Annotated in this window: 16 protein-coding genes and 1 rRNA gene; 9 read left to right on the top strand and 8 right to left on the bottom strand. The window is 71.0% G+C overall.

Annotated features, from left to right (window positions below; translation table 11 throughout):
• Positions 1-114: 114 nt before the first annotated feature.
• Positions 115-231 (top strand): 5S ribosomal RNA (rrf, locus tag ACIBKY_RS20910).
• A gap of 619 nt (positions 232-850) precedes the next feature.
• Here rrf and ACIBKY_RS20905 read toward each other — a convergent pair.
• Complete coding sequence (locus tag ACIBKY_RS20905) at positions 851-2,323, bottom strand: phosphodiester glycosidase family protein (RefSeq protein ID WP_397098402.1); 1,473 nt, start codon at positions 2,321-2,323, stop codon at positions 851-853.
• Positions 2,324-2,569: 246 nt separating this feature from the next.
• On the opposite strand from ACIBKY_RS20905, the gene ACIBKY_RS20900 reads away from it, so the two are divergent.
• Positions 2,570-2,719, top strand: a complete 150-nt coding sequence (locus tag ACIBKY_RS20900) for a hypothetical protein (RefSeq protein ID WP_184967311.1) — start codon at positions 2,570-2,572, stop codon at positions 2,717-2,719.
• A 182-nt stretch (positions 2,720-2,901) separates the two neighbouring features.
• A complete protein-coding gene (gene trpS, locus ACIBKY_RS20895) occupies positions 2,902-3,864 on the top strand; it encodes a tryptophan--tRNA ligase (protein WP_397098400.1) in 963 nt (320 codons plus the stop codon).
• A gap of 448 nt (positions 3,865-4,312) precedes the next feature.
• Here the strand turns inward: trpS and ACIBKY_RS20890 are convergent, their stop codons facing one another.
• The 4 genes from ACIBKY_RS20890 to ACIBKY_RS20875 all read right to left on the bottom strand — a co-directional run bounded on the left by ACIBKY_RS20890 (position 4,313) and on the right by ACIBKY_RS20875 (position 8,751).
• On the bottom strand, positions 4,313-4,687 hold the full coding sequence (locus ACIBKY_RS20890; protein WP_184967307.1) for a cupin domain-containing protein: 375 nt from the start codon (positions 4,685-4,687) through the stop codon (positions 4,313-4,315).
• A gap of 23 nt (positions 4,688-4,710) precedes the next feature.
• Positions 4,711-6,327 (bottom strand): PucR family transcriptional regulator, encoded by a 1,617-nt coding sequence (locus ACIBKY_RS20885; protein WP_397098398.1) that lies wholly within the window; start codon positions 6,325-6,327, stop codon positions 4,711-4,713.
• A gap of 101 nt (positions 6,328-6,428) precedes the next feature.
• Positions 6,429-8,036, bottom strand: coding sequence for an AMP-binding protein (locus ACIBKY_RS20880; RefSeq protein ID WP_397098396.1), 1,608 nt, complete (start codon positions 8,034-8,036; stop codon positions 6,429-6,431).
• A 13-nt stretch (positions 8,037-8,049) separates the two neighbouring features.
• Positions 8,050-8,751 carry a TetR/AcrR family transcriptional regulator C-terminal domain-containing protein gene (locus ACIBKY_RS20875; protein ID WP_397098394.1) on the bottom strand — a complete coding sequence of 234 codons (702 nt, stop codon included), beginning with the start codon at positions 8,749-8,751 and terminating at the stop codon, positions 8,050-8,052.
• Positions 8,752-8,806: 55 nt separating this feature from the next.
• Between ACIBKY_RS20875 and ACIBKY_RS20870 the strand changes: the two genes are divergently transcribed.
• Entirely contained in the window at positions 8,807-10,267 is a 1,461-nt protein-coding gene (locus tag ACIBKY_RS20870) for an MFS transporter (protein WP_397098392.1), read from the top strand.
• Here the strand turns inward: ACIBKY_RS20870 and ACIBKY_RS20865 are convergent.
• Positions 10,264-10,968: an alternative oxidase gene (locus tag ACIBKY_RS20865; protein WP_397098390.1), complete on the bottom strand. Its 705-nt coding sequence runs from the start codon at positions 10,966-10,968 to the stop codon at positions 10,264-10,266. The genes ACIBKY_RS20870 and ACIBKY_RS20865 overlap by 4 nt on opposite strands.
• Positions 10,969-11,205: 237 nt before the next feature.
• On the opposite strand from ACIBKY_RS20865, the gene ACIBKY_RS20860 reads away from it, so the two are divergent.
• Entirely contained in the window at positions 11,206-12,093 is an 888-nt protein-coding gene (locus tag ACIBKY_RS20860) for a DUF6531 domain-containing protein (protein WP_397098388.1), read from the top strand.
• 11 nt (positions 12,094-12,104) lie between these two features.
• On the opposite strand, the gene ACIBKY_RS20855 is transcribed toward ACIBKY_RS20860, so the two are convergent.
• On the bottom strand, positions 12,105-15,497 hold the full coding sequence (locus ACIBKY_RS20855; RefSeq protein ID WP_397098386.1) for an FtsK/SpoIIIE domain-containing protein: 3,393 nt from the start codon (positions 15,495-15,497) through the stop codon (positions 12,105-12,107).
• 149 nt (positions 15,498-15,646) lie between these two features.
• Between ACIBKY_RS20855 and ACIBKY_RS20850 the strand changes: the two genes are divergently transcribed.
• The 4 genes from ACIBKY_RS20850 (at position 15,647) to ACIBKY_RS20835 (ending at position 20,970) form a co-directional block, all read left to right on the top strand.
• Entirely contained in the window at positions 15,647-16,921 is a 1,275-nt protein-coding gene (locus ACIBKY_RS20850) for an aspartate aminotransferase family protein (protein WP_379620486.1), read from the top strand.
• Positions 16,908-18,413, top strand: a complete 1,506-nt coding sequence (locus ACIBKY_RS20845; RefSeq protein ID WP_397098384.1) for a CoA-acylating methylmalonate-semialdehyde dehydrogenase — start codon at positions 16,908-16,910, stop codon at positions 18,411-18,413. The genes ACIBKY_RS20850 and ACIBKY_RS20845 overlap by 14 nt, the downstream gene beginning before the upstream one ends.
• Positions 18,414-18,479: 66 nt before the next feature.
• A complete protein-coding gene (locus ACIBKY_RS20840) occupies positions 18,480-19,604 on the top strand; it encodes an extracellular solute-binding protein (protein WP_397098382.1) in 1,125 nt (374 codons plus the stop codon).
• Between the two features lie 160 nt (positions 19,605-19,764).
• Entirely contained in the window at positions 19,765-20,970 is a 1,206-nt protein-coding gene (locus tag ACIBKY_RS20835) for a saccharopine dehydrogenase family protein (protein WP_397098380.1), read from the top strand.
• Positions 20,971-20,974: 4 nt separating this feature from the next.
• Here the strand turns inward: ACIBKY_RS20835 and ACIBKY_RS20830 are convergent, their stop codons facing one another.
• Positions 20,975-21,190 (bottom strand): hypothetical protein, encoded by a 216-nt coding sequence (locus ACIBKY_RS20830; RefSeq protein WP_246509588.1) that lies wholly within the window; start codon positions 21,188-21,190, stop codon positions 20,975-20,977.
• Positions 21,191-21,311 lie beyond the last annotated feature (121 nt).

Genomic DNA, 21,311 nt, shown 5'->3' with positions numbered 1-21,311 from the left:
CGCTCTGTACTCTTCGCCGGGTCCGGAGCAGCGCCAACCAGCCACCCACCACGATGGGGTTCTGTTGCTCGCGTCCACTACGCAATTCTGAGACAGCAAACAGTCTCGAAGAGTTGCGGCGGTTATGGCGGGAAGGAAACACCCGGTTACATTCCGAACCCGGAAGTTAAGCTTCCCAGCGCCGATGGTACTGCACTCGGGAGGGTGTGGGAGAGTAGGTCACCGCCGCACAAAACTGCACAAGAAGGGGTTCGGCCTTACGGCCGGGCCCCTTCTTCGCGTTCCCAGGGAGCGGCAGGGCTGCCTCCCGGGTGCCTAACATTGCGAAAGGGGCTGTCCCACCGATTGTGGGATAGCCCCTTTTTGCGTTGCGGGCCTACCCGGGCCTGCCCCCTCTCACGCGTGCGCCTCCCATCCATGCCGCTCGCTCCACGCTTGTCGAGCGCCGGGACGGCGGGAGACCGAGCGGGAGGCTCCACCACACAGACCTCGGCGGCCGGGGCTCACCACCCTGCCCAGGCGAGGGCTCACCCCACGCCCACCCAACCACCTCGCGTCCCACCCACGCCGCCCACCCCCGCTTGTCACCCTTCCCACGCTTGTCCAGCGCCGCGACGGTGAGCACCCCCCGCGGACGTGTCCGGCGCAACGCGTGCGGCGCTCGGGGCGGTCTCGCCGCTTGTCTCTGGCACATATCCCGGGTCTGTGTTCCGCCGCTTGCCTAAGGGCCGGGTGTGGCGAACGCCTCTGCCGTCGTGCGCGGCGTACCTCGTGCGGCCGCCACGGCGCGTGCTGCTGGGGCGTGGTGAAGGGGGCGCTCCGGTGGGTGGGTGGGCGCCCCCTTTCTGGCCTACTTGGGGAGGACGAGCAGGGCGTCGCCCACAGCTCGTTCGGCGCCGTCCGAGGGCTTGTTGACTACCTTGTTCTTTACGACCATCGCCGTAGAACCGCCCCCGTCCAGGTTGATTGCCTGGACGGCGCCCAGCCAGCGCATCAGTTGGGCGGCCTCCACCATGTTGGCCCCCACTGTCTCGCCGGGCTTGCGGCCGTCCACGGTGGCGAGGATCAGGCTGCCGTTCCTGGTGACTCCGACGAGGGTACGCGGGTGTCGGCGGAGGATCATGTTGACCGAATCGTGCCCGTCGCGCTTGGCCATGACCTTGACCCGGCCGTTGCGGACGAGGCCGACGCCGCCGGCGACCACGTTCAGGTTGGGGGTGAGGGCCAGGCGCTTGCCGGTGCGCATATCCACCAGCTTGGTGTCGATCTTGACGGTCCAGGTGTCCATGGCGTGCTGGCCCAGCCACTCGGCTGCCGCGCCCGCACCGTGCAGGACCCGGTGGCCGGCCGGGATCGCGGCGCCCGCGGCGCGTACGGCGACTACCTTGCCGTTGGCGTCCAGGACGACGTCGGCGCCGCCGTCGGCGGGGGTCTTGGCGCCCCACTCCTCCGTGTAGAGGACCAGCTCGTCGACCGCGGTGGGGCGGTTGATGCCGTTGACGTTGAGGGTCTGGCCGTCCTGGGACACGGCGGTGATGGTGGACTTCAGCTCGGTGATGCTGGCCTTGCGGCCTCGCAGGACGACGGCGGCGCGGCCGGGGACGGGTTCACTCAGAAGCTTGCCCGCGACCACCGAAGCGCCGAGGGGGTCTCCGCGCAGGGCCTTCGAGGCGTGGATGTTGAAGAAGCCGCCGTTGACCGCGGCCAGGGCGCCGGCCGCCTTGGCCATGGCGGAGGTCGTCTCGCGCTTGGCGACGCTGGTGCCGAGGCTGGCGCCGTACGAGCCGCGGAACTTCTTCGCGTCGATCATGAGGACGTTCATGTTCCACGGGCCGGTCGTGTCGACGCCGTCGTCGCCGAGGTAGTCGACCTTGGACTTGATGCCCGCGTCCTTCAGGGCCTTGACGGTCTCCTCGGCCTTTTTCTTGTCCTGCAGGGACCAGAGGCCGACCCGGACCATGAAGATCTCCTGGGCCGGGGCGTCGGCCACGGCGGGGCGGATGAACTGCTGGACGCTGGGGATCTGGCCGGCGGCCTCGACCTCGGCGGCCTTGGCATCGGCGGTCGCGCGGGTGCCGTAGTCGCGGCCGCTGGGCATGAGCACGCTGACGCTGTAGCCCTGGGTGGCGGTGCCGGCCCGGACTTTGTACATGTCGATGCCGCCGGCGACCGCTTTCTGCGTCTTGGTCGGTACGGTGGCCGTTCCCAACGGGAACTTGGAGGAGGGGAACGTCACCGCCAGCTCCTTGGCGGCGACTGGCACGGTGGCAGCCGTGATCGCGGTGGCCAGGGACAGGCCGACGACGAGGGTGCGTCGAGACATCAAAAGACTCCAGGGTGCCGATAACAATCCGGACTATCCTGGCGCTCCCGCTTGGCCGGGGTGTGGGAACACGCCCGTGGTTACGAGATTGACATCAGCAACTAGCGAAAGGGCCCATGCCTGCGGCGATTGAATGGTCAAAATGGGGGAGTACATGGGATTCTGCTGCGCCACAGGACCGGCCGGGGTTACCTTTCGGTAGGCCGTATTTCGAGCGGCACGAACTTTCCCCGAGAGGCAGCCGTTATGGGGCTGAGCATCCTCCTTGTGATCTTCGCGAGCGTCGTTCTGGGGTTCATCCTGGGCGCGTTCGTGGCGCGTCCCCGTCGGTGGGATCTGTACATCTGCGCAGACGACACCATCCACGCCGACATGTCGCACGATCACCGCACGTAGTCACGAGCCGGCGCAAGCCGTACAGAATCTGGGTCCTGTACGGCTTGCGCCTACAATGGAGCCATGACCCGAATCAGCATGTGGTGGTGGCCGCCCGGCGGCCGCTGACCTTCGCATGCGAAAAGGCCGTCCCCTGGACGGCCTTTTGTGGTGTCTGGGGACGTCCGGAAAGGAATCCCAGAATGAACCACGTCGTGTTGACCGGCGATCGGCCGACCGGTCCGCTCCATCTCGGCCACTACTTCGGCTCGCTCGCCAATCGGGTGGAGCTGCAGCATCGGCATCGGATGTACGTGCTCGTCGCCGACTATCAGGTGATCACCGACCGTGACCTGCCTGGGGAGATCCAGCGCAACATCACGGAGCTGCTGCTCGACTATCTCGCGATCGGGCTCGACCCGGCCAAGGTGATGATCTTCCAGCACAGTGCGGTGCCGGAGCTGAACCAGTTGCTGCTGCCGTTCCTGAGCCTGGTGTCGATGGCCGAACTGCAGCGGAACCCGACCGTCAAGGACGAGATCCTGCACAGTTCGCAGAGCGCGGTGAGTGGGCTGATGTTCACCTATCCGGTGCATCAGGCGGCCGACATCCTGTTCTGTAAGGGCACGCTGGTGCCGGTCGGCCGGGACCAGCTGCCGCACGTGGAGGTGACGCGGCTCGTGGCGCGCCGCTTCAACGAGCGTTATGGGACGGTCTTTCCCGTCCCGGAGGCGATGATGGGCGCGCAGCCCAGTCTCAAGGGGCTCGACGGCGGCAAGATGAGCAAGAGCCGGGGCAACTCCATCCCGCTCAAGGCCACCGAGGACGAGACGGCCGCGCTGATCCGCCGCGCGGTCACCGACGCCGACCGCCGCATCACCTTCGACGAGGAACGGCGGCCGGGCGTTTCGGGCCTGCTCACGCTGGCCGGGCTGTGCCTGGACCGCCCGCCGCGGGAACTCGCCGAGGAGATCGGGGACGGCGGCGCCGCCCGCCTCAAGTCGGTCACCACGGACGCGGTCAACGACTTCCTGCGCCCGATCAGGAAGCGCCGCGCCGACCTGGACGAGGGGGCCGTCCGGGCGGTCCTGCGCGAGGGCAACGCCACGGCCCGCGAGCGCGCCGCCCTCACCCTTGAGGAGGTACGGCAGGCCATGGGTTTCTGAAGGACCCGGTGCCCTGTCCGAAACCCCGGCGCACTGGCGGCGGACGAGGATCCCGGCGGTGGTGGCCGCCGGGGTTCCCATGCCGGGCACGGGGTGGGTTAGGCCCGGAATCGAGCCCGAGGTGCCGGGGGCGGCAAGGCCAATCGGGCCGGAAGGTGGCGGGGTGTCGGGCCGGGAAGCGGGAAGGGGGGTCCGGGCCGGGGTGTTGGGCTCGGCTGGTGGCGCGGGGCGGGCCTATGGGCGGCCGGGGGTGTTGGGCCGGGGGTGATGAGCGGGGTGGCAATGGGTGCCGGGCCTGGGGCGACTCGGGGAGTCAGGCCCGGGGTGTTGGGCTGGGCGGTGGAAAGGCTGGGTGGTGGAAAGGGGGGTCGGGGCGGGGGTGTTGGGCCGGGAGGCGGGAAGGGGAGCCCGGAGGCTGGGGTCCCGGGGCTGGGGGTGTTGGGTGGGGTTAGCGGGATTGGTAGACCTTGCGGAGGGTTTCGTGGACGATCCAGGTCGTCTTCGCGCCGTCGGCCAGCAAGGCCACGTCCCCCGGCCCCACCTCGATCGTCGTGCCGCCTTCGACCGCGATCGTCGCCCGCCCCGACAGCACCACGAACATCTCGTCCGTCTCCACGTCGGTGACCACGCCAGGTGTGATCTCCCAGATGCCGCGTCCGTTGCCGAGGTCCATGGAGGAGGTGGCGGGGTCGCCGGCGACGATCTGGTCGGGGTGGAGTTCGTCGGGCGTCAGCCGTACCTCGTGGACGGGGACGGCGAACGCGCCCGCGGTGGCGAGCATGGGGCCCAGCGCGGCGGGCTCGGGCACGAAGAGGTCAGGCATGAACGTCCTTGGTCCGGTTTGCTTCAGCGATTCTCGCGACGGAATGACTCCAGCGCCAGCAACGCCACGTGCAGCGACAGGCACGACTCGACATCGTCCAGGTCGGTGTCCAGGATGCGCTCCAGGCGGCGCAGCCGATCGTAGAACGCCGGCCTGGACAGGTGGGCCTTCTGGGCGGCGACCGCTTTGTTGCGGCCGGAGTCCAGGTAGATGCGCAGGATCCTGGTGAGGTCGCCGCCGCGCTGGGCGTCGTGGGCCAGGAGCGCGCCGAGTTCGCGTTCGGCGAAGGTCTGCATTCTGGCGTCGTCGCGCAGCAGGTGGAGCAGCCCGCGCAGGCGCAGGTCGGGCAGCCGGTAGTAGGCGCGGCCGTCGGGCTGGCGCACGGCGACGTCTGCCACCTGTTCGGCCTCTAAAAAGCTGCGCCGCACGTCGCGGATGGACTCGACGACGGAACCCGCCGCGAGGACGAAGGCGGAGCCGGGCTTCCACAGCATGCGCAGCCGGTCGGCCAGCGTGGTCAGCGCGGGTTCCGCGTGGGTACGCGGCGGCAGCGGCAGCAGCACGCCGACCCGGTCCTGGTCGAGGGCGCCGACCAGCGCGGGCAGCCGGGCGTCGCGGCAGGCGGCGGCGGTGGCCTCGGCCAGTTCGCCGAGCTGGGCCTGGCCGTCGAGTGCCTGGTCGACGGGTTCGGTCGGCCGGATGACGACGCTGATCAGCTTGCGGCCGGTGAGCGGGACGCCGACGGCGCGGGCGCGGGCGGCGGCCTCGTCGGGGTCGGAGTAGGCGTGGGTGAGGATGCCGGTGATGATCGTGCCGTGGGCCTGGCGTTCGAGGGATTCCTGGTGGCGTTCGAGCAGGCGGCCGAGGGCGAGGGTGGTGGCGGCGCGTTCGGCCAGCACCATGTCGCGTGGTCCAGGGGGTACGTCGCAGAGCAGGATCAGCCGGCCCCAGTCCTGGCCGCGGGCGCCCACGGTGGTGACCAGCCAGCCGGAGGCGGGGTCGTAGGCGGTCCGGTCGGCGGGGGCCACGGCGCGTGACCTGGTCTCCCAGCCGGCGAGCAGCGCGCCGATGTCGCGGCCGGCGGACTCGCAGGCCAGCACCTGGTGGGCGAGGTTCTCCAGGAGGACGGGGCGGTTCGACAGCCGCGCGACCTGGGCGAGCACGTCGGCCGGTGAGGCGCCTTCGACCGAGAGCTCGGTGAACACCTCGTGCAGTTGCTCGGAGGCGCGCAGCTCCTCCAACTGGTTGTCGATGATCCAGGCGTGCACCGACTCGGTGATCTGCACGAACGGCGTCTCGCGGGTCAGCACGATCACCGGCAGCCCGTGTTCCTCGGCCGACTTGATCACGGCTCGGGGCAGTTCGCGGACGAACCGGCGGCCGAGCTCGACGACCAGCCCCGAAGCGCCGACCTGGGCGAGCTCGGCGATGTAGTCGGCCAGCTTCTCGGGGTCGTCGGGCAGGGCCACGCCCGTGGTGAGGACGAGTTCGCCGCCGCGCAGCAGGTGCGCGATATCGGCGATCTCCCCGACGTGCACCCACCGCACCTTGGTGTCAAGCCGGTCGGCCCCGGCGACCACACGCGGGTTCCCCCGGCGTACGGTCTCCAAGGCCAGGACATCGGCGAGAGTGGGCAGCACGGGCCGAGCCTATCCGATCAGCCTGTAATTATGGACACCTGGCCCCTTACAAGATGTTATAGCCGAGATGGCGCTCTTCCTGGGATTTGTCCGTCAGGCGGCTAACGGAAGGACTCCTCGGTGAACTCCCGGTCCGCCGCCTGCTCGCGCAGCTCGACCCGGCGGATCTTGCCGGAGATCGTCTTGGGCAGTTCGCCGAACTCCAGCCGCCTGATCCGCTTGTAGGGCGCCAGTTCCCGCCGCGAGTGCTCGAAGATCGCCCGCGCGGTCTCCTCCGTCGGCTCGTACCCGGGAGCGAGGGTCACGTAGGCCTTCGGTACGGCCAGCCGTACCGGATCGGGGGCGGGCACCACCGCGGCCTCCGCGACCGCTTCGTGCTCCAGCAGCACGCTCTCCAGCTCGAACGGCGAGATGCGATAGTCCGAGGCCTTGAACACGTCGTCGGTGCGCCCGACATAGGTGATGTAGCCGTCGGCGTCCCGGGTGGCCACGTCGCCGGTGTGGTAGTAGCCGTCGGCGGTGCCCGGGTCCTGGCCGACGTAGCGGGACATCAGGCCGAGCGGGCGGCGCTCGTCCAGGGGCAGGCAGATCTCGCCGTCGGTGCCGGGTTCGCCGGTGATCGGATCGAGCAGGACCACGTCGTAGCCGGGCAGCGGGCGGCCCATCGAGCCGGGCTTGACCGGTATGCCGGGCACGTTGCCGATCTGGGCGGTGGTCTCGGTCTGGCCGTAGCCGTCGCGGATCGTTAGGCCCCACGCCTTGGCGACCTGGTCGATGATCTCCGGGTTGAGCGGCTCGCCCGCGGCCACGGCCGTACGCAGGGAGAGCTGCCACGCGGCGAGGTCCTCCTGGATGAGCATGCGCCACACCGTCGGCGGCGCGCAGAACGTCGTGACCCGCTCGTCGCGCAGCACTTCGAGCAGCGCCTGCGCGGAGAAGCGCTGGTAGTCGTGGACCAGCACGGTCGCCCCCGCGTTCCACGGCGCGAAGACGTTGCTCCAGGCGTGCTTGGCCCAGCCCGGCGAGGAGATGTTGAGGTGCACGTCGCCGGGCCGCAGCCCGATCCAGAACATCGTGGACAGGTGCCCGGCCGGGTAGGAGGCGTGTGTGTGCTCGACCAGCTTGGGCTGCGAGGTCGTGCCCGAGGTGAAGTAGAGCAGCATGGTGTCGCTCGCGAGCGTCGGCCCGTCGGGGGTGAAGTCCGGCTCGCCGTAGGAGTAGGTCCGCCATCCTTCCGCCGCGCCGACGGAGATCTTCGTGTACGCCTCGCCGGTGAACTTCTCCGCGTCCGCGGCATTGGCGATGACATGCGCCACGCCGCCCCGGGCGACCCGCTCCTCGACGTCCTTGGCGGTCAGCAGCGTGGTGGCCGGGATGACGACCGCGCCCAGCTTGATCGCGGCCAGCATCGACTCCCACAACTCCGCCTGGTTGCCCAGCATGAGCAGGATCCGGTCGCCGCGCCGCACCCCGGCCGAGCGCAGTCCGTTGGCCACCCGGTTGGAGCGTTCTGACAGCTCGGCGAAGGTGTAGGAGACCTTGCCGACGATGTTCAGGGCGACCGCGTCCGGCGACTCGGCCGCCAGGACGCCGTCGAACCAGTCCAGCGCCCAGTTGAACTCCGGAAGGTCGGGCCAGCGGAAGTCGCGGCGGGCGGTGTCGTAGTCGGACTGGAGCAGCAGGTCGCGCGCGGCTCGGAAATCGCTCATGACCGGAATCCTGCTACGTGACCAGGCGCGCCTCAAGACCGTCGAGCACCGTGTACAGGCCGAAGTCGAAACTCATCTCCCGGACCTCCCGGGGGTCGTGGGCTTGCATCTCCTCGACCCGCGCCCGCATCTCCGGGTAGTCGGCCACCGCGGCCGCCACCGCCTCGCGCATGCCGTCCATGTCGGGCTGCCGCTCGTTGATGTACTCGTTCCAGACCGCCTCGGGGATCGTCATCCCGAAGACGTAGCCGGTGAGGGTGCTCGCCGCGTAGTCGATCTCCAGGCCCCTGAAGCCCGCCCGCGTGAAGGCCTCGCGCAGCCGGTCGGTGACGCGCAGCGCGTTGGGCCCGATGGTCGGCATGCGGCCGATGAGGCGGGCCGACCAGGGGTGCCGGAGGATGGCCTGGCGCATGCCCTTGCCGAAGGTGGCCGCGGAGTAACGCCAGCTGATCTGCTCCGGGTCGGCCACCTCCATGTCCGCCCAGATCTCGTCGTAGGCGAGCTCCATGAGCTCGTCCTTGTTGGCGACGTACCAGTAGATGCTGGTCGCCCCGGCGTCGAGCTTGGCGCCCAGTTTGCGCATGCTGAGCCCCTCGGTGCCTTCGGTGTCGAGGAGTTCCAGGGCGGCGCGGACGATCTGCTCGCGGCTCAGGCCGGGAGAGGACCGGGGCGAGCGCGGTTCGCGGGTCCAGACGGAGGTGAACGGCTTGGTCACCACTCCAGGATAAATGCTCTCGCACACTGTGCGAGAAGTGTCGTACAGTGTGCGAGTGGAATCGAACACTGTGCGAGACCCCCGCCGCTGGTGGACGCTCGCCGTACTCTGTCTGGCCACGCTCGTGCTGGCCGTCGACGGGACCGTGCTGAACCTGGCCATCCCGACCCTCGTGCGCGATCTGGGCGCGACGCCCTCCGAGATTCAGTGGATCCTGGACGCCTACGTGCTGGTCTTCGCCGGGTTGCTGCTCACCGCCGGAAGCCTGTCCGACCGCTTCGGCCGCAGGAAGATGCTGGTCATCGGCCTCGCGTTGTTCGGCGGCGCCTCCGCCCTCGCGATCCTGGTGAGCGAGCCGTGGCACCTCATCGCCATGCGGACGCTCATGGGCGTCGGCGGATCGGTGCTCATGCCCTCGACCCTGTCCATCCTCATCACCGTCTTCGACGCGGAGGAACGCCGCAAGGCCATGGCCGCGTGGGGCGCCACGTCGATGATCGGCGTCGTGGCCGGGCCCACTCTGGGCGGCCTCATGCTGGAGAAGTGGGGCTGGGCCTCGGTCTTCCTCATCAACGTGCCGATCGCGGTGCTGGCGATCATCGCCGCGATCGTCCTCATGCCCGAGTCGAAGGCCCCGGCCCGCAGGATCGACCCGGTCGGCGTGATCCTGTCCATCGTCGGCCTCACCTCGGCCGTCTACGTCATCATCGAGCGGGAGTGGAACGTCGTCGCGATCGCGCTGGCCGTGCTCGCGCTCGCCGCCTTCTTCGTCTGGGAGCGGCGCTCCGACCATCCGATGATGCCGCTGGAGCTGTTCAGGCAGCGCAACTTCAGCGGCGCTTCCTTCTCGATCCTGCTCATGTCCTTCGGGGCGGGCGCGCTGATGCTCATGCTCACGCAGTATCTGCAGTTCGTCCTCGGGTACGGGGCCATGCAGGCGGGGCTGGCGCTGGTGCCGTACGTGATCGCGGCGGCCGTCTTCAACGCGGCCGGCGCGGGTCTGGGGCAGCGGGTGAGCAACCGGGCGCTCATCGCCTCGGGGCTGTTCGTGCTCGCCGCCGGGTTCGTCATCCTCGCGGTCACCACCGGGTACGGGCCCATGCTGGCCGGCCTCGTGGTCATGGGCATCGGCGGCGGCCTGGCCGGTCCCGCGGCCTACGCGACCCTCATGGGCGCGATCCCGGTGGAGCACGCCGGTGTCGGCTCGGCCATGAACGACACCGTCCAGCAGGTCGGCATGGCCCTCAGCATCGCCGTGCTCGGCAGCGTCCTGGCCGGGGTGTACACCTCAGCGATGCCGGAGAGCGCGCCCGCCCAGGCCAGGGCGTCGATCGGCGAGGCGCTCAGGATGGGCGGCTGGGAAGGCCCCGCCCGCGAGGCCTTCACCACCGCGATGCACGTCGGATCCTGGATCGGTGCGGTCTTCTGCCTCCTGGCCGCCGTGCTCGCGCTCGCGGTCCTGCGTACGTCCACTCCCGAGCGGGCGGAGCAGTCCGTCGAGGCGGCCATCGGTTAGGCCGCCACACGCGGCTCGCGCATGTTCTCCAGGCTGTCGAGCTTGTGCACCCGCTCGTCGTGGCCGATCTGGCGCAGCAGGTCGGCCACCGAGCGGTAGCGGCCGTACTCGTCGGCGTAGGTGCCGGGGTCGGGCACGAACTCCAGGTCCGGGTTCTCGGCCACGAACGTCATGTACTCGTGCTCGGCGTGGTCCTCGAACTCGGCGTTCAGCCGGTAGCTCCAGTCGGGCCTGACCAGGAACAGCACCCACGAGACGTGGTAGTAGAACAGCGCGATCAGCCACGGCGCCGCGCGGTGCAGCAGCCAGTTGCGCCTGAGCCCCTGCCGGTCGATCAGGTCTTCCATGATCAGCAGGTGGAACTGCTCGTTGTCCTGGTCGGAACGGGCCTCGACGATCCGCTCGAAGACCCGTCTGGCCAGCCCGGAGCGGGTGCGGTGACGGTGGACCGCCCAGTAGCCCATGCGCTCCCACGCCTGGTACGGCACGCGGGCGATGATCTCCAGCATGGCGAACTTGGTGAACGAGCCTTCCTTGCCGTACATGATGTCGACGGGCTTGAACATCATCTTGGCCAGCAGGCTGTACTTCATGCGCGGGGTGTCCAGCGTCTCCTGCTGGGCGCGGCGCAGCTGGTCGCGGTCGAGCTTCGGCGGGCCGGGGTGAACGTCAGGGCGGGGAAGTGTGGCGGTGTTCGTCATCGGATCTCCTTGTTCGTGGTGATGATCCGATAGTGGGTGATCGGCCCCCTCCCGGTCGTCGGCCCGCAGGCGGCTCTTGCCGTGCCTCAGCCGCGGTAGTGGGTGGGCGCGGCGTACACCGACAGGTGCACGGGATTCCCCCTAGGGGCCCGGAAAAATCTTGCTCGGACATTGAACCGCCGGGTGGGCCGGGTGCGTACAACGGGACAGCCGAATTCCGTTCTGGGGGGATGGTCCATGGGTGTGCGGGAGGCGGTCGCATCGGGGGCTGGATCGGACCGCGCGTCCGCACACGCCGGACCGATCCACTACGCGACCGGCACGGTGATCCTGCCGCAGCACGACCTTGACCTGCCCGGACCGCCCGCGCTGGAACTGCGGCGCGTGCACCGGTCCGGTCATGGGGACGGACGGTGGTTCGGCACGGCGTGGACCTCCACCTTCGACCAGCGGGCGGAGGTTCACGCCGACGGCGTGCACGTGTTCGCCGCCGACGGCGCCGCGCGCCTGTTCCCGCATCCCGGCGACGGGTCCGTGGCCGCCTGCCCGCCGCCGGGCGAGCGCGCCGGTCCCGCCCGCCTGAGCAGGATCCGGTACGGCTACGCCGTCACCGACCCCGGCACCGGCCTGACCACGCACTACACCGGCGCCGGCGACCGCCTCCCGCTGACCGCGGTGGACGGGGCGGGCGGCCGGATCGAGCTGCGGTTCGGCCCTGACGGCGCCCCGGCCGAGGTGGTGAACGCCGCGGGCCGCGCCCTGGACGTCGAGACCGACTCGGGCCGCGTCGTCGCGATCCGGCGGCGCAGCGAGCTTCTGGCCGCCTACACCTACGACCGGGCGGGCAACCTGGCAGAAGCCGCCTGCCAAGGACTGGTGCGGCACTTCGCGTACGACCGGGCCGGCCGCGTCACCGAATGGGACGACGGCGCCCGGCACGCCTACACCTACGACGCCCTCGGCCGGTGCGTCCACGCGTCCGGCCCCCAGGAGCTCACGCTGGAGTACGAGTCGCGCGGCACCTCGGTCAGGGACGCCGACGGCAACCACACCGTCTACCTGTACGACGGGCTGTCGCGGCTGGTCGAGCGCATCGACTACGCACTCGACCCCCGCGCCAGCTGAACCAGCGTCGGCTACGCGCTCGACCCCCGCGCGAGCTGAACCAGCACGGTCCGCCCGGACACCGACAGGTAGCCGCGCCCCGGCGGGCCCGGCACGTGCTCGTCGTTCTCCAGCACGAGCCCGTGGATGAGCGCGGCGGCCCGGTCGCGGGGGTTCAGCACGATGCGGGCGCCGGACCTGAACACCTCGGTCACGACCGGCGCCAGCGGGTGCGGCCGTCCCTCCAGGATCGGCGTGGCGTCTCCCGCCAGGACCAGGACGTGCGCCCCGAGGCTGGACGCGGCCTCGTCGAGGAGTGTGGGCCGGTCGGCGGGGGTGACGGTCACCTGGTCGAAGTCGTCCACCACCACGGCGAACCGCTGCCGCCCCGCCACCGCCGCGCGCAACTCCGCGTCGGCGAAGTCCGTACCGGCCAGGACGCGCGCTCCGGCCAGCGCCGCGACGGGCGAGCCCGGCGGGGCGATCACCAGGACGTCCACGCCCCGCTTCAGCAGGGCCCCGGCCAGCAAAAGCGCGGCGCCGCTGCGGCCGGAGCCCGGCGGACCGGACACCAGGACGGCGTGCGGCCCGGCGCCGAGCGGGTCCAGGCCGATCGTGGTCACGTCCCGGCCGCCCATGCCGATCGCGAGCCCCGTGACCAGGCCGAGCTCACCCGGCTCCACGCTGTCCGGCATCGGCGGGAACGGCCGCGCGGCCGTCAACGGCGTGCGCGGCCGCGCCGGGAGGGCTATCTGCACCACCTGGCCGGTGGCCGCGTCCGCCGCCCTGCCCGGCGGCCCGTGCCCGAGCAGCAGCCGGCGGGAGAACAGCACGTTGTCGCGCCGGCCCGCGGCGACCGTGTGGATGCCGGCCGCCGGGCCCCTGGTGACCAGACGGCGCAGGATCCTCATCAGCGATCGCGCGTCGGGCCGCTCGAAACGCTCCCAGCCGTCGACCACCAGGACGATCACCGGATCGCCCGGCCCGGCGGCCAGGCGGCGCTCGGCCTCGCCCGCGAGCCAGGTGATGACGCGGCGGATCCGGTCCGGCTCGTCGCGGGAGACGACGGCGCCGCAGTGGGCGGTGTAGGCGGCCAGCTCGCCGGGCTTGTCCTCGATCGCGTAGATCCAGGCAGGGTGCCGGGTCAGGGCGCTGATGAGCGTGCGGGCGAAGGTGGTACGGCCGGATCCGGTGCGGCCCGCGACCAGCAGCCGGTCCGTGCCGCGCAGGTCGAACGCGGCCACGGGCTGGGCCTGGCGGGCGGGGTCGTCGGCCAGGCCGTAGGGCACCACCGGGGTTTGCCCCATCGAGGGGGGAGGGGCCGGCCCGTGCGGTAGCCGTACCGGATCGTGGAGGACCTCGGGGAGCGGCGGCGGGATGGGGCGGAACGGCGGCCCGGTTCCGCGGCGCTCGGCCGCGCCGAGGATCGCCGCGACGGTGGACTCCAGATCGGTGGGCATGTCGGCGGGCGGATCGGCGGGGCGGGGGTCGCCGAGCTCCGCCCACGACACCACGCGCACGCGGGCCGGAGCGCCCCACGCGGGCGGGGGGTCGCCGAGCCCGCCGGTCCTGAACAGGTGCGGCTCGCCGCCCGTGCGCATGATCATGCCGAGGCCGCGGCTGCGGGAGGTGAGCGCGGTGACCAGCACCAGGTGCATGCCGAGCTGGGCGGATTCCACCGGCCGCGGCGGCGCGTGCTCCTCCTCGGCGATCACCACCAGGCGGGGCGGCGGGTCGGCGTGCGCGGCCAGGAGCGCGGTGCGCCGCTGCGCCTCGGCCGTCAGGGCCGTGCTCATGCGCGGCTCCCAGGCAGGGAACCACCCGGTCACGTGCGGGCACGGCGCGAACGGGCGCAGGCTCTCGCCGACCAGGACGAGGGCGAGCGCGTCCGGCGGGTTGGCCAGGAGCAGCGCGGCGACGAGGGCGCGCGCGAGGTCCGGGCCGGCCCCGCCCAGGCGCAGGCGGGGCTCGGCGGCGACGTCCACGCTGACGGTCCCGGCCACCGACGCGCCGACCACCACCTTGGTCACCGGCGCGTCCTGCCAGCGCACGGCGGGCGTCTCCATGCCGAGCAGGTCCAGCAGCCGCGCGGGCGCGTCGGGCTCGGCGCGGTCGCGCAGCGGCGCCAGCGCGCGGGCGATGCGCTCGGCCACCTCAGCGTCCAGGTACTCGGGCCGGATCGGCGCGGGCAGGCCGTCCCCGGGCCGGGTGAGCAGCAGGTCGGTGCCGTCGAGCTCGCAGATGGCCCGGCACTCGCTCATGCCGCGGCGGTCGGCGCAGATCGTGTACACGCCGGCGGCGGGGCCCTCGCGCAGCACCTCGCGCATACCGGGCAGCTCCCGCAGCGAGCGCGCGCCGTCCAGCAGGACGACCACCTCCTCGCCCTCCGGCGGATCGACGATCAGCGCCAGGAGCTCGGCCACACGCTCGGCCCGCGTCTCCTCGGTGGTACCGATCAGGCACGGCACCCGCTCACCGCCCCACAGGTGCGGCAGCCAGCGCGTCCAGGCCAGATGCTCGCCGCCCTCCTCGGCCAGGATCACCAGCCGCAGCTCGGCGGGGGCCCGCAGGGTGGCGAGCTGCACCAGCAGCCAGCGCACCAGCCCGTCGGCCGGCGGGCGCGGCCCCACGACGCCGAGCACGCCGGCCTCCCGCAGATCCACGGCAGCCGGTACGGCGGGCTCACCCGCGACCCCCACCCGCAGCGTGAGACCGTCGGGGGAGGCGGCGTCGCGCGACCACAGCCCCGGGCCCTCCCGCAGCGCGGCCAGGGTCAGGTCCAGCTCATCGGGAACATGATCGGACGCCGTCCCCTGCTCCCGGCGCGCGAGCGCGCGGTCGAAGGCGATCGTGCCGTCGGCCCCGCGTACGGCATGCGGCCGGGCGGCCGGCAACGGCACCCAGCGCAGCAGGTCGTCGCCCACCTGGAGAACTTCCCCCGGCCGCAACCGGGCCGTGCCGCTCACCCGCTCGCCACCGGCCAGAGTTCCGTTCATGGAGCCGAGGTCGGTGACGGTGAGCTCGCCGGTCACGCCCACCTCAAGGCGGACGTGGAGCCGGGAGACCCGATGGTCGCGCACGAGGCGGACGGCGGCGTCGCGGTCCCTGCCCACGATGTGGGCGCCGGGAGCCAGCCAGACGAGCCGTCCGGCGTCGGGGCCGCCGACCACCCGCAGACCGCCGGTGGCCCCGGCCGGTCTGGCCCGCTCGTCGCGGGCCGGCTCGCCCACGCCGACCACCATTCCGGACACCAGCGGCCCGCCGGCGAAGGTGGCCTCGGGATCGAGCTTGGCGGTACCGGCGTAGCAGGGGCGCGGCGGCAGCGCGCCGAGCAGCGTGGAGAGTTTCGTGCCCGGCTCGGCCACCACTTCGAGGTCGTGCTCGGCGGTCAGTTCGGGGTCGCGGACGGTCAGTCGTATGATCATCGAACCCTCGCAGGGCGGGGACCTCAAGCGTGCCTCGCGAAGGGCCCTTCTGTCCTGGCTTCCGCAGGGTTACGACATGTAAGGCATCCGGCCCGCACTCCGACATGTTGCAGGTGTAAGGTGCTCCGGAATGCGGCGATACTCGGAACATGTCGGAGCTTCTCGCGCGCCACCGGGCAGTGATGCCCAACTGGTTGGCCCTCAATTACCACGAGCCCATCGAGATCGTCAGCGGCAAGGGCAGCCGCGTCGTCGACAGCGACGGTAAGAGCTACCTGGACTTCTTCGTCGGCATCCTGACCAACATGATCGGATACGACGTCCCCGAGGTACGCGAGGCCGTCGAGCGGCAACTGGCCACCGGTGTCGTCCACACGAGCACCGTCTACCTGCTGCGCGGCCAGGTCGAGCTGGCCGAGAAGATCGCCCGGCTCTCCGGCATCCCCGACGCGAAGGTCTTCTTCACCAACTCCGGCACCGAGGCCAACGAGACCGCCCTCCTGCTGGCCACCTACGCCCGCAAGAGCGACCAGGTCCTGGCCATGCGCCAGAGCTACCACGGCCGCAGCTTCGGCGCGGTCAGCGTCACCAGCAACCGCACCTGGAAGAACAACTCGCTCTCACCGCTCAACGTGCACTTCCTGCACGGCGCCGACCGGCATCTGTCGCAGTTCAAGGGCCTGTCGGACGCCGACTACATCAAGGTGTGCGTCGAGGACCTGCGCCACGTGCTGGCCACCGGCGTCTCCAAGGACGTCGCCGCGCTGATCGCCGAGCCGATCCAGGGCGTCGGCGGCTTCACGATGGCGCCCGACGGGCTGTTCGCCGCCTACAAGGAGGTGCTGGACGAGGAGGGCATCCTGCTCATCTCCGACGAGGTCCAGACCGGCTGGGGCCGTACCGGCAGCGCGTTCTTCGGCATCCAGAACCACGGCGTGACGCCCGACATGATGACGTTCGCCAAGGGTCTCGGCAACGGCTTCGCGGTCGGCGGCCTCGTCGCCCGCGGCGACCTCATGGACGGCCTGCACGCGGTCGGCCTGTCCACTTTCGGCGGCAACCCGATCTCCATGGCCGCCGCCAACGCCACCCTCGACTACGTACTCGACCACGACCTGCAGGCCAACGCCGCCCGCACCGGAGCGCACATCATCGACGGCCTGCGCGCGGCCGCCGAGCGCCTGCCGATCGTCACCGGCGTGCGCGGCAAGGGCCTGATGTTCGCCATCGAGCTGGCCGAGCCCGCGATGACCGGCCGCTTCATGGAGCTCACCAAGCAGGCGGGCCTGCTCGCGGGCAAGGGCGGCCTGTACGGCACCGCCATCCGCATGGCCCCGCCGCTCACCCTGACGATGGACGAGGCCGCCGAAGGCCTGGGCATCATCGTCGACGCTCTGGAGACCATCAACGATGAAGTCCGTTAAGCACTGGATCAACGGCGCGCTCGCCGACGGCGGCAGCCGTACGCAGGAGATCTACAACCCGGCGACCGGCGAGGTCAGCGGGACCGTCGCGATGGCCGGGGCAGCCGACGTGGACGCGGCGGTCGCCGCGGCCCTCGCCGCCTTCCCGGCCTGGCGTGACTCCTCGCTGGTCAAGCGGTCGCAGGTGCTGTTCCGCTTCCGCGAGCTGATGTACGCCCACCGCGACGAGATCGCGGCGCTCATCTCCGCCGAGCACGGCAAGGTGCACTCCGACGCGCTCGGCGAGGTGTCGCGCGGACTCGAGGTCGTGGAGTTCGCCTGTGGCATCCCGCACCTGCTCAAGGGCGGCTTCTCCGAGGGTGTCTCGACGCGGGTCGACTCCTACTCCATCCGGCAGCCGCTCGGCGTCGTGGCGGGGATCACGCCGTTCAACTTCCCGGCGATGGTGCCGATGTGGATGTACCCGATCGCGATCGCGTGCGGGAACGCCTTCATCCTCAAGCCGTCGGAGAAGGACCCGTCGGCCTCGCTGCTGATGGCGCGGCTGTGGAAGGAGGCCGGCCTGCCCGACGGCGTCTTCAACGTCGTGCAGGGTGACAAGGCCGCCGTCGACCGGCTGCTGGAGCACCCGGACGTGAAGGCGGTCTCGTTCGTCGGCTCCACGCCGATCGCCCGCTACGTCTACGAGACCGGCACCGCGCACGGCAAGCGCGTCCAGGCGCTGGGCGGGGCCAAGAACCACATGCTGGTGCTGCCCGACGCCGACCTCGACCTGGTGGCCGACTCGGCGGTCTCGGCCGGGTTCGGCTCGGCCGGCGAGCGCTGCATGGCGATCTCGGTCGTGCTGGCCGTGGACCCCGTCGGCGACGACCTGGTCAAGAAGATCGTCGAGCGGGTGGACAAGCTCGTGATCGGCCCCGGCGACGACCCGCGCTCGGAGATGGGCCCGCTGGTGACGGGTCCGCACCGCGACAAGGTCGCCTCCTACCTGGACCTCGGTGTCTCCGAAGGCGCCACGCTGGTCGTGGACGGGCGGCGGACGGAGGTGCTCGGCGGCACGCCGGCGGCCGAGACGCCCGGATTCTGGCTCGGCCCGACCGTGCTCGACAACGTCCCCGCAGGCTCGCGGGTCCACACCGAGGAGATCTTCGGCCCGGTGCTGTCGATCGTGCGCGTGTCCTCCTACGAGGAGGGGCTTGAGCTGATCAACGGGCTCGAGTTCGGCAACGGCACCGCCGTCTTCACCAACGACGGCGGCGCGGCACGGCGCTTCCAGAACGAGGTGGAGGTCGGCATGGTCGGCATCAACGTGCCGATCCCGGTGCCGATGGCGTTCTACAGCTTCGGCGGCTGGAAGTCGTCGCTGTTCGGCGACACGCACGTGCACGGCACCGAGGGCGTGCACTTCTACACCCGCGGCAAGGTCGTCACCTCGCGCTGGCTCGACCCGTCCCACGGTGGCGTCAACCTGGGCTTCCCGACGAACAGGTGACACCCTCCCGTTGCGGTCCGCCCGGGTAAACTCCAGCGCAGACCGCAACGAGAAGGGGGCATCCTGTTGAACCGCCGCACACCCGCCCTGGCGCTGGCGGCGCTGGCCGTGGTGGTGTCCTCGGCAGGTGCCGCGCAGGCGAGCCCCACCCCCAAACCCACCCCCACCACCGCGAAGCCGACGCCCACTCCCACCCAGAGCGACGGCACGCTCCAGATCCTCACCTACCGTGGCTACGCCGAGTACGGTGGCACGAGCCCCAAGGTCAACTGGACCGGCACCTTCGAGAAGGCCACCGGCTGCCGCATCGCCCGGCTCGACCAGGTCCAGACCCCCGGGGAGATGGCCACCCGGCTCAGGGAACGTGCCTACGACGTGGTCTCGGCCGGTCCCGGGCTGGCCGGGAGCCTCATCGCGGACAAGCAGGTGCTGCCGATCGAACTGGCCAAGGTCGACGGGTACGCCGAGCTGGGCAAGTCGCTGCGCGACCTCACCACCTCCGGCGGCAAGGTCTACGGCGTGCCGTACCTGTGGGGCGCCCACGAGTACCTCTACGACGCGAGCCGGATCAAGGCGCCCGCCATGGACCAGGTCTTCGCCTCGCCCAAGGCGGCGCTCAGGGACGACCCGCTGACGATCGCGGACGCGGCGCTGGCGGCCGGGAAGTCCGGCGGCCCGTTCTCGCTAACCGAGGCCGAGCTGGACAAGGCGATGGAGATGCTCGGGCGGCAGGACGAGCGCGTCTACTGGGACGATCCGCTGGACGTGGTGACCGGGTTCGCGACGGGGCGGCTGGACTTCGCGCAGGCCACGCCGTACCTGCGGCTGCTGTTGCAGACGGCGGGCAAGCCGGTGAAGACGGTGCCGTCCGCGCGGAGCACGGGGTGGGTGGACTCGTGGATGCTGGGCGCGTCCGGGGCGAATCTCGACTGTGCCTACCGGTGGCTGAGCTGGACGGCTTCGGCCGATACGCAGCGCGCCGCGGCGGCGTGGGCAGGGCTGGCCCCGGCCAACGACAAGGCGTGCAAGGGGAAGGCCAGGCGGGTCTGCGAGGCGTACGGGGTGGGCAAGAAGTCGCGGCTCGACCGGATCGCCTTTGCCGTTCGGCCACCGGGGGATTGCCGTCCGCAGGAGCGGGAATGCACTGACTACGACACCTGGGAAGACAGGTGGACCGATCTTGTGAGCTGAGCGGGTGAATTCGGGGGCCCGCTCGCACATGCTGCGGGCGTGCCCGTCCCCCCGCTGGGCATCGCCTGCCTGAGGCGTCCCGGGCGTTCCCCCCGACCCGGGACGCCTCCCCTTTGGCCCTGGAATTGACTGAATGGCCAGTCAGTGAAAGAGTTCGGGCATGAGAATCCTCCTTGTCGGCGCCGGAGGCGTCGGATCCGCCGTCGTGCCCATCGCGGCCCGCCGAGATTTCTTCCAACACATCGTGGTGGCCGACTCCAAACAGGACCGGGCCGCGCGAGCGGTCGCCCAGGTCGACGACCCCCGGTTCAGCGCCATCCAGCTCGACGCCGCCGACCGGGCGCAGGTCGCCGAGGCGCTGCGCGCCCACGACTGTGACGTGCTGTTCAACGCCGTCGATCCGCGCTTCACCATGCCGCTGTTCGAGGCGGCGCTGGAGGCCGGGGCGCACTACCTCGACATGGCGATGTCGCTGTCGCAGCCGCATCCGCGCGAGCCGTACACGAAGACGGGGGTGAAGCTCGGCGACCGGCAGTTCGAGCTCGACCCGCGCTGGCGTGAGGGCGGGCAGCTCGCGCTGGTCGGGATGGGGGTGGAGCCGGGGCTGGCCGACGTGTTCGCCCGCTACGCCGCCGACCACCTGTTCGCGCGCATCGACGAGATCGGCGTGCGTGACGGCTCCAACCTGGTCGTGGACGGCTACGACTTCGCGCCGACGTTCTCGATCTGGACCACGATCGAGGAGTGCCTCAATCCGCCCGTCGTCTGGGAGGACGGCGAGTGGCGCACGACCGAGCCGTTCAGCGAGCCGGAGGTGTTCGACTTCCCCGAGGGGATCGGGCCGGTCGAATGCGTCAACGTCGAGCACGAAGAGGTGCTGCTCGTGCCGCGCTGGATCGACGCCCGGCGGGTGACGTTCAAGTACGGGCTCGGCGAGGAGTTCATCGGCGTCCTCAAGACCCTGCACAAGCTGGGGCTCGACAGCGCCGACAAGGTGAAGGTGGGCACGGCCGAGGTCGCGCCGCGCGACCTCGTGGCCGCGAGCCTGCCCGACCCGGCCACGCTGGGCTCGCGCATGCGCGGCAAGACCTGCGCGGGGACGTGGGTGAAGGGCACGGGCAAGGACGGCGCGCCGCGCGAGGTCTACCTGTACCACGTGGTGGACAACGAGTGGTCGATGCGCGAGTACGGCTCGCAGGCCGTCGTCTGGCAGACCGCCATCCACCCGGTCGTCGCGCTGGAACTGCTGGCCGCCGGGGCCTGGAAGGGGACGGGTGTGCTCGGTCCCGAGGCGTTCGACGCGGTGCCGTTCCTCGACCTGCTCACGGAGTACGGCTCGCCGTGGGGGATGCGTCAGGCGGCCTGAGGCCTCATCGGGCCCGGAAGGCCACCACGGTGGCCAGCGGCGCGGGCCGCAGCGCCTCCGCGCAGTCGTGGCAGGCCAGCACAGCGGTGTCGTCGGGGAAGCGGCCCACCCGCACCCGGGGACGCGGCCACCTCTTGTGGCAGACCACGCAGGCGTCCCCGTCACGCTGGGCCCAGCTCAGGCCGTCAGGGTCGAACGTCAGCATCGAACCCCAGTCCATCACTCTCCCCCAGGCGTTCGCCCACCCCTATACCGGATCCGTTATAGCCCCGGTCGCGCCGCCGATCGGCTAGTGCAGCGTCAAGCTCAGGTGAAATCACTGCCGGTTGGCGTGCGGTACA

This window comes from Nonomuraea sp. NPDC050394 (assembly GCF_044459065.1).
Classification (GTDB): domain Bacteria; phylum Actinomycetota; class Actinomycetes; order Streptosporangiales; family Streptosporangiaceae; genus Nonomuraea.
This window is presented reverse-complemented; position numbering and strand designations above follow the sequence as displayed.

Bases quoted from the DNA above. Each gene is read 5' to 3' on its own strand.
- ACIBKY_RS20905 (WP_397098402.1), bottom strand. From the start codon at position 2,323: ATGTCTCGACGCACCCTCGTCGTCGGCCTGTCCCTGGCCACCGCGATC.
- ACIBKY_RS20900 (WP_184967311.1), top strand. From the start codon at position 2,570: ATGGGGCTGAGCATCCTCCTTGTGATCTTCGCGAGCGTCGTTCTGGGG.
- trpS (WP_397098400.1), top strand. From the start codon at position 2,902: ATGAACCACGTCGTGTTGACCGGCGATCGGCCGACCGGTCCGCTCCAT.
- ACIBKY_RS20890 (WP_184967307.1), bottom strand. From the start codon at position 4,687: ATGCCTGACCTCTTCGTGCCCGAGCCCGCCGCGCTGGGCCCCATGCTC.
- ACIBKY_RS20880 (WP_397098396.1), bottom strand. From the start codon at position 8,036: ATGAGCGATTTCCGAGCCGCGCGCGACCTGCTGCTCCAGTCCGACTAC.
- ACIBKY_RS20865 (WP_397098390.1), bottom strand. From the start codon at position 10,968: ATGACGAACACCGCCACACTTCCCCGCCCTGACGTTCACCCCGGCCCG.
- ACIBKY_RS20860 (WP_397098388.1), top strand. From the start codon at position 11,206: ATGGGTGTGCGGGAGGCGGTCGCATCGGGGGCTGGATCGGACCGCGCG.
- ACIBKY_RS20855 (WP_397098386.1), bottom strand. From the start codon at position 15,497: ATGATCATACGACTGACCGTCCGCGACCCCGAACTGACCGCCGAGCAC.
- ACIBKY_RS20850 (WP_379620486.1), top strand. From the start codon at position 15,647: ATGTCGGAGCTTCTCGCGCGCCACCGGGCAGTGATGCCCAACTGGTTG.
- ACIBKY_RS20845 (WP_397098384.1), top strand. From the start codon at position 16,908: ATGAAGTCCGTTAAGCACTGGATCAACGGCGCGCTCGCCGACGGCGGC.
- ACIBKY_RS20835 (WP_397098380.1), top strand. From the start codon at position 19,765: ATGAGAATCCTCCTTGTCGGCGCCGGAGGCGTCGGATCCGCCGTCGTG.
- ACIBKY_RS20830 (WP_246509588.1), bottom strand. From the start codon at position 21,190: ATGGACTGGGGTTCGATGCTGACGTTCGACCCTGACGGCCTGAGCTGG.